Origin of the sequence: Streptomyces sp. NPDC051286, from assembly GCF_044455345.1 — a bacterium.
In the GTDB taxonomy this organism is placed as follows: domain Bacteria; phylum Actinomycetota; class Actinomycetes; order Streptomycetales; family Streptomycetaceae; genus Streptomyces.
Genome location: NZ_JBITER010000010.1, coordinates 124,984 through 132,484 on the forward strand (window position 1 = coordinate 124,984; position 7,501 = coordinate 132,484).

The window sequence follows — 7,501 nt, forward strand, 5'->3', positions numbered from 1 at the left end:
GTCTCGGCCGTACGAACCGTCCCGGCCGTCTGAGTCGTCCTGGTCATCCCGGGCCTCACATCCGGAAGATGCCGAAGCCGCCGCGGGCGCCTTCGACGGGGGCGGTGTGGATCGCGGACAGGCACATCCCGAGGACGGTCCTGGTGTCGCGCGGGTCGATGACCCCGTCGTCGTACAGCCGCCCGGACAGGAACATGGGCAGCGACTCGGACTCGATCTGCTGCTCCACCATGGCGCGCAGCCCGGCGTCGGCCTCGTCGTCGTAGGGACGGCCCTTCGCCGCCGCGGAGGCGCGGGCGACGATGGACAGCACCCCGGCCAGCTGCTGCGGCCCCATCACGGCGGACTTGCTGCTCGGCCAGGCGAAGAGGAAGCGCGGGTCGTAGGCCCGTCCGCACATGCCGTAGTGCCCGGCCCCGTACGAGGCGCCCATCAGCACGGACAGATGCGGGACCTTGGAGTTCGACACCGCGTTGATCATCATCGCGCCGTGTTTGATGATGCCGCCCTGCTCGTACTCCCTGCCGACCATGTAGCCGGTGGTGTTGTGCAGGAAGAGCAGGGGGGTGTCTCGCTGGTTGGCGAGCTGGATGAACTGGGCGGCCTTCTGCGACTCCTCGCTGAACAGCACGCCTTGCGCATTGGCGAGGATGCCGACGGGATAGCCGTGAAGCGTGGCCCAGCCGGTCACCAGGCTGGTCCCGTACAGCGGTTTGAACGCGTCGAAGTCGGAGCCGTCGACGAGTCGGGCGATGACCTCGCGCGGGTCGAAGGGCACCTTCAGATCGCCGGGCACGATGCCGATCAGCTCGTCCCCGTCGTACTTCGGCGGTTCGGCCGGTCCCGGATCGGCGTGTGCCTTGCGCCAGTTGAGGCGGGCGACGATCCGGCGGGCCTGGCGCAGCGCGTCCTGCTCGTCGACGGCGAAGTGGTCGGCGAGCCCGGAGGTGCGGGCGTGCATCTCGGCGCCGCCGAGCGATTCGTCGTCGCTCTCCTCTCCGGTCGCCATCTTCACCAGCGGCGGCCCGCCGAGGAAGACCTTGGACCGTTCCTTGATCATGACGGTGTGGTCGGACATGCCCGGGACGTACGCCCCACCGGCGGTCGAGTTCCCGAAGACGACGGCCACGGTCGGGATGCCGGCCGCCGACAGCCGGGTGAGGTCGCGGAACAGCGCCCCGCCCGGGATGAAGATCTCCTTCTGCGACGGGAGATCGGCGCCCCCGGACTCGACGAGACTGATGCAGGGCAGCCGGTTGGCGAAGGCGATCTCGTTGGCGCGCAGGGCCTTCTTCAGGGTCCAGGGGTTGGAGGCGCCACCGCGTACGGTCGGGTCGTTGGCGGTGATCAGGCACTCCACGCCCTCGACAACGCCGATGCCGGTGACGAGCGACGCGCCCACCGCGTACTCGCTGCCCCAGGCGGCGAGCGGCGACAGTTCCAGGAACGGGGTGTCGGGGTCGACGAGCAGCTCGATCCGTTCCCGGGCGAGGAGCTTGCCGCGCCTGCGGTGCCGCTCGGTGTACTTCTCGCCGCCGCCCGCGAGGGCCTTGGCGTGCTCGATGTCGAGGTCGGCGAGCTTGGCGAGCATGGCGGCGCGGTTGGCGGCGTATTCGGGGCTCGCGGTGTCGAGCGCGGTGGCCAGGACGGTCATGCGTGCGCCTCCGGTGCGTCGGTGGATTCGAGCAGGTTCACGGGGATGGGGAGGTGCCGGGACCGCAGCCACTCCCCCACCGCCTTGGCCTGCGGATCGAAGCGGGCCTGTGCGGCGACGCCTTCGCCGAGGAGACCGTGGACGACGAAGTTCAGGGCGCGGAGGTTCGGCAGGACGTGCCGCACGACGGTCAACCCGGCTGTCTCCGGGAGCAGTTCCTGGAACCGTTCGACGGTGAGTTCATGCGCGAGCCAGCGCCAGGCGTCGTCGGTTCGGACCCAGAGGCCGACGTTGGCGTCCCCGCCCTTGTCGCCGCTGCGGGCGCCCGCGATGCGGCCGAGCGGGGCGAGCCGGGTGGTCCCGGTGGGCAGCGGCTCGGGAAGAGCGGGCTGGTCCACGCCCTCAAGCTCCTTCACCTGTCCCGGTGTTGTCATGTGCTCCCGCCGCCCGTCCGGCAGTACGGCGATGTGGTCGACCTCTCCCGCCGGTACGTACCTCGCCTCGAACACCCCGTAGGGCGCGCCCTTGCCGGGCGGGGCGGTGACGTGGAAGCCCGGGTAACTGCCGAGGGCCAGCTCGATCGCGGCCCCGGAGACGGTGCGTCCCACCGCCTCCGGGTCCTGGTCGCGGACGACGAGCCGGAGCAGGGCGCTGGCTCTCTCCTCGGTGTCGGCGTCGGCCCTGTCGGTTCGGGCCAGCTCCCACCGCACCTCGTCGGGCTGTGTACGGCTCCGGGTGAGCGCCTCCGTGAACTGGTCCTGCACCAGCTGCGCCTTGGCCTCGATGTCGAGTCCGGTGAGCACGAAGACGACCTCGTTGCGCCAGCCGCCGAGCCGGTTGAGCCCGACCTTGAGCGTGGGCGGCGGCGCCTCGCCGCGCACTCCGGAGATCCGTACGCGGTCCGGTCCGTCCTGGGTCAGCCGGACGGTGTCGAGCCGGGCGGTCACGTCCGGTCCGGCGTACCGGGCGCCTGCGGTCTCGTACAGCAACTGGGCGGTGACGGTCCCGGTGTCGACGACGCCGCCCGTGCCGTCATGTTTGGTGATGACGGACGTCCCGTCGGCGTGGATCTCGGCGAGCGGGAAGCCGGGCCGGCGGATGTCGTGGCCGCGGAAGAAGGAGTAGTTCCCGCCGGTCGCCTGGGTGCCGCACTCCAGCACATGCCCGGCGACGAGGGCACCGGCGAGTGCGTCGTGGTCGTCGGGTTCCCAGCCGAAGTGGGCGGCGGCGGGCCCCATGACGAGGGCGGCGTCGGTGACCCGGCCGGTGACGACGACATCGGCTCCGGCGCGCAGGCAGGCGGCGATGCCCGCGCCCCCGAGGTATGCGTTGGCGGTGAGGAACCCTTCGGGGACGGGCAGGCTGTCGCCCTCGACATGCGCGACGCGCACCGGCACACCCACCTTCTCCGCCAACTCCCGGACCGCTTCGGCGAGTCCGGCCGGGTTGAGCCCTCCGGCGTTGGCGACGATCTTCACCCCGCGCTCGTGCGCGAGCCCGAGACCCTCTTCGAGCTGGCGCAGGAAGGTGGCGGCGTACCCGCGGTTCGGGTCCTTGATTCTGCTCCGCCCGAGGATGAGCATGGTCAGTTCGGCGAGATAGTCGCCGGTGAGGACGTCGAGCGGGCCGCCGGTGAGCATCTCGCGCACGCCGTCGAAGCGGTCGCCGTAGAAGCCGGAGGCATTCCCGATCCGCAGCGGCGCGGCGGTCACCGCGCACCGCCCTTGGGTACGCGGCCGGGGCCGGGCGGCCCGGCGAAGGCCTGCGCGATGTCGAGCCACTGGTCGGCGTCGGCCCCGACAGCGCGCACGGCCAGGTCGAGCCGGTGGGCGCGCTGGGTGACGAGCAGGCAGAAGTCGTACAGCGGTCCGGTGACGCGCTGCGCGGCGCCCTCGGGTCCGTAGGCGATCACCTCACCGTCAGGTGCGGTGAGTTCGACCCGGAAATCGTCACCGGGTGCCTTGATCCCCCGTACGAGAAACGCATAGTCGCGGGCGCGCACTCCGATCCGGGCGACGTGCCGCAGCCGGGCGGTCGGGGCGCGCACGGCGCCGAGGGCGTCGGCGATGTCCTGCCCGTGGGCCCAGGTCTCCATGAGCCGCGCGGTCGCCATGGACGCGACGCTCATGGGCGGGCCGTACCAGGGGATGCGGGTGCCGGGCGGGGCTGCGCGCAGGGCCTGCTGAAGCCGCTCGCGCCCGTCGCGCCAGCGCGCGAGCAGCGCGGCCGGCGGCACGGCAACGATCTCCTCGGCAGCCTGATCGACGAAGCTGTCGGGGGCCGCCTGGGCCTTGGTCACCTCCACCGCGAAGGCGTCCGGGTCGGTGGCGGCGAGCAGGGCGACCTCGTCGGTCCAGGTCAGATGGGCGATCTGATGGGCGACGGTCCAGCCTGCGGCGGGGGTCGGCCGGGCCCACTGATTGCCGCTCAACTCCGCTACAAGCGCGTCAAGTTCGTCGCTCTCGTTGCGCAGATCGTCGAGCACGGCTGTGGCATCGGACACGGTGCGCTCCCCTCGGGGCGTGGCGGTGTGCCGAGGAGCATGTCAGCGGAGCAGGAAACAAGCAAGCATGCTTGCATTAATTGATGCGTCCGCCTCCACCGGCGGTTCGGGACTCGGCTGCTAGCCTCCGCCGATGGCTGACGAACTTCGCACCACGGGCGTGCGTCTCGACGACAACAGGCTTGTCCTGGAGCGGTATCGGGACGAGAGCGGCGTCTACTACACCTTCCCGGACGACGGCCGGAATGCCGCCGGCCCATCCGTCGCCCTGTCCCTGACCGAGGCGCTGCACGCCCGGATACGCCCGGTCGGCACGGCGGAAAAGGTCCTCCGCGCCTGGTCGCAAGGAACGCTCACGCAGGGCGCGGCCGCCCTGGACGACCCGACCGCAGCCGCGCCGACCCGGGTCCGCGGCGGCGCAATCGTCATCCGTGACCGGCGGATGCTGCTGATCGGCCTCGTCGAGGGCGGCCGGAGGTGGTACGAGATCCCGGGCGGCGGGGTCGAGGCGGGCGAGACGCCGGAGGTGGCGGCGGTCCGTGAGCTCCGGGAGGAGACCGGCCTGCACGGGACGGTCGTGCACGAGGTGGCCCGGATCTGGCGGCGCGGCACCCGGGGCCACTACTTCACGATGGAGGCCGAGGGCGAGGTGGGCGCACCGGAGACCCTGGACAACCACGGCGGCGTCCCGGTCTGGGTCCCCGTCTCCGAGCTGCCCACCACGCCGCTGTGGCCCCGTCGCATGTCCTGGCGGATCGCTCACTGGCACACCTTCGGCTGGCCGGCGCCTCCGGCGGAACTCGCCGACTCGGTGGGGGACCTGGATGCGGCCTGCGCGTGGTGAGGGTGCGCAGCGGAGTCCCGTAGTCGACTTCACCGCATCCGTCCCGAGGAACGTACCGGCCGCGGTGGCGGAGTTCCTGCCCGGCCAGGCCCGCTGGATGCACAGTGCGGCGTACGACAGGCATCTCACGGGGTCCGCCTACGCCGGGCGGTTCTTCCTGGACGCGGTGACTGACCGACCGTACTTCGACACCGTCAACCCGACGCCGCAGCCGGACAATCCCTAAGGGGTGTCCGGCCTCGCGCGGCGGGCGCCGCTGACCTGGCTGCGGACCGCTCCCATGCTCGCCCCGATCACCAGGGCGATGGCGAGCGCGTCGGTGGCCGTCAGCGCCTGGTCGAGGATCAGGAAGCCGGCCGTCGCCGCGATGGCCGGCTCCAGGCTCATCAGGACCGCGAACGTCGCCGCGGGCAGCCGGCGCAGCGCCATCAGTTCCAGCGTGTACGGCAGCACCGAGCTCATCAGGGCCACCGCCGCGCCCATCGCCAGCGTCGACGGGACCGCGAGCTTCGCGCCCGACTCCAGGATGCCCAGCGGGAGCGACAGGACCGCGGCGACCGTCATCGCCAGGGCCAGCCCGTCGGCCTGCGGGAAGCGGCGGCCGGTGCGGGCGCTGAAGACGATGTACGCAGCCCACATCGCCCCGGCACCGAGCGCGAACGCCGCACCGACCGGGTCCAGGCGGTCGAAGCCGCCACCGCCCAGCAGGAACACCCCGCCCAGCGCGAGCCCCGCCCAGACGAGATTGATCAGCCGACGGGAGGCGGCGACCGAGAGCGCGAGCGGGCCGAGCACCTCCAGGGTGACGGCCGCACCCAGCGGGATGCGGTCGAGTGCCTGATAGAAGAGCATGTTCATGGCGCCCATCGCGACGCCGAACGCGACCACCGTCCCCCAGTCGGCCCGTGAGTGGCCGCGCCACTTCGGGCGGCAGACCATCAGCAGGACGACCGCGGCAACGGCCAGCCGGAGCGTGACCACGCCGAGCGCGCCCGCCCGCGGCATCAGCAGCGCCGCGACCGCGGAGCCGAACTGGACGGAGAGTCCGCCCGCGACCACCAGCGCCACCGGAGCGAGCGCCGCCCTGCGGCCACCCGGTCGTGCGGGGCCCGCCCCGTCGAGGGCGGACACCGCCTCCGGTACGGCGACGGCTGCTGCGGCCGGCTCCACGGCACTGCGCTGGTCATTCACGGGCGGCCTTCATCCTCGAAAAGTTCACTGTGTTGCACTTGATGATTGAAGGTACTGCACTCCTGCGGTGCGGCTCGTTTCTTCACCGTAGAGACGTCCGCGCGGCGCGTGAAATGCCGATTGCGCTCCCCTTATGCTCCACACGCATGAGCACAGGACAGGGCCCCGGCCGCACCGTCGAGCTGCGTCATCTGCGGGCCTTCCTCGCCGTCGCCGAAGCGGGCAACGTCACACGCGCCGCCGCCGCGCTCCGGCTCACCCAGCCCGCCGTCTCCCGCACCCTCGCCGCCCTGGAGCAGCACCTCGGCGTCCGGCTCGTCGACCGCTCCACCCACCATCTCTCCCTCACCCCGGAGGGCGTCGTCTTCCGCGACAAGGCCGCCGCGGCGGTCGCCGCCTTCGACGAGGCCGTCGACCCCGGCGGTCTGCGCCACTGGCCGCTGCGGCTCGGACACGCCTGGTCGGCGCTGGGCCCCTACACCACACCGCTGCTCCGCAGCTGGCAGCAGCGGCACCCGGAGACGCCCCTCGAACTGCTGCGGATCGACGACCGCACCGCCGGGCTCACCCGCGGCGAGGTCGACGCGGCGCTGCTGCGCGGCCCCGTCGACGCGCCGGGGCTCGTCACCGAGGTGCTGCTCAGCGAGGACCGGGTGGCGGCGGTGACCGCGGACGGGCCGCTCGCCGCGCACGCCACGCTCCGTCTCGCCGATCTCGCGGGCGGCCCGATCGTCCTGAACACCGTCTCCGGCACCACCACCGTCGACCTGTGGCCGCGTGGGGCCCGGCCCGCCGCCACCGTCACCGTCGCCAACACCGACGACTGGCTGACCGCCATCGCGGCCGGGCGCGGCTCCGGGGTGTCGGCCGCCTCCACCGCCGACATGCATCCGCACGCGGGGGTCGCCTACCGCCCGCTCGTCGACGCCCCGCCCGTCCCACTGCTCCTCGCCCGGCGGGACACCCCCGGCCACCCGGCGCTGCCCGAACTCGCCACGCTGGCCCACGAGATCATCGGGCAGAACACCGCCCGGTGAGGGAATGCCTGGGCGGCAGGCGCGCAGGTGTTCGCCGATCCGGTCAGTGGGCCGGCGTACGGGTACATAAGCCGTCGGTACGCCTTCCCGGGCAGGACGGCTCCGGAGAACGAGCGGCTGGTGGCGGCGATGGCACGGGTGGTCGAGGCGGACTGATGACGGAGGTGGGGCGGGGATGGCTGTTCCCCCCCCCCCCCCCCCCCGCCGGGGGGGGGGGGCCCCCCCCCCCCCCCCCCCCCCCCCCCGCGGGGCCCCCCCCCCCCCCCGCCGCG

At 72.7% G+C, this 7,501-nt stretch carries 7 protein-coding genes; 3 read left to right on the top strand and 4 right to left on the bottom strand.

Annotated features, from left to right (window positions below):
* Window positions 1–55: 55 nt before the first annotated feature.
* Genes ACIBB8_RS13205 through ACIBB8_RS13215 form a run of 3 tightly spaced genes read right to left on the bottom strand, consistent with a single transcriptional unit; the run spans window position 56 to window position 4,157 of the window.
* Entirely contained in the window at window positions 56–1,654 is a 1,599-nt protein-coding gene (locus ACIBB8_RS13205) for an acyl-CoA carboxylase subunit beta (protein WP_398951422.1), read from the bottom strand.
* Entirely contained in the window at window positions 1,651–3,366 is a 1,716-nt protein-coding gene (locus tag ACIBB8_RS13210; protein WP_398951424.1) for an acyclic terpene utilization AtuA family protein, read from the bottom strand. The genes ACIBB8_RS13205 and ACIBB8_RS13210 overlap by 4 nt, the downstream gene beginning before the upstream one ends.
* Complete coding sequence (locus ACIBB8_RS13215) at window positions 3,363–4,157, bottom strand: TIGR03084 family metal-binding protein (RefSeq protein WP_398951426.1); 795 nt, start codon at window positions 4,155–4,157, stop codon at window positions 3,363–3,365. Before ACIBB8_RS13215 ends, ACIBB8_RS13210 begins: the two co-directional genes overlap by 4 nt.
* Window positions 4,158–4,290: 133 nt before the next feature.
* Here ACIBB8_RS13215 and ACIBB8_RS13220 point away from each other — a divergent pair, with 133 nt between their 5' ends.
* Together ACIBB8_RS13220 and ACIBB8_RS13225 are read left to right on the top strand one after the other, a co-directional pair.
* Window positions 4,291–5,001: an NUDIX hydrolase gene (locus ACIBB8_RS13220; RefSeq protein ID WP_398951428.1), complete on the top strand. Its 711-nt coding sequence runs from the start codon at window positions 4,291–4,293 to the stop codon at window positions 4,999–5,001.
* On the top strand, window positions 4,982–5,227 hold the full coding sequence (locus ACIBB8_RS13225; protein ID WP_398951430.1) for a hypothetical protein: 246 nt from the start codon (window positions 4,982–4,984) through the stop codon (window positions 5,225–5,227). The genes ACIBB8_RS13220 and ACIBB8_RS13225 overlap by 20 nt, the downstream gene beginning before the upstream one ends.
* Here ACIBB8_RS13225 and ACIBB8_RS13230 read toward each other — a convergent pair.
* Window positions 5,224–6,192, bottom strand: a complete 969-nt coding sequence (locus ACIBB8_RS13230) for an EamA family transporter (protein ID WP_398951431.1) — start codon at window positions 6,190–6,192, stop codon at window positions 5,224–5,226. The genes ACIBB8_RS13225 and ACIBB8_RS13230 overlap by 4 nt on opposite strands.
* 146 nt (window positions 6,193–6,338) lie before the next feature.
* Between ACIBB8_RS13230 and ACIBB8_RS13235 the strand changes: the two genes are divergently transcribed.
* Window positions 6,339–7,229 carry a LysR family transcriptional regulator gene (locus ACIBB8_RS13235; RefSeq protein WP_398951433.1) on the top strand — a complete coding sequence of 297 codons (891 nt, stop codon included), beginning with the start codon at window positions 6,339–6,341 and terminating at the stop codon, window positions 7,227–7,229.
* Window positions 7,230–7,501: the final 272 nt, after the last annotated feature.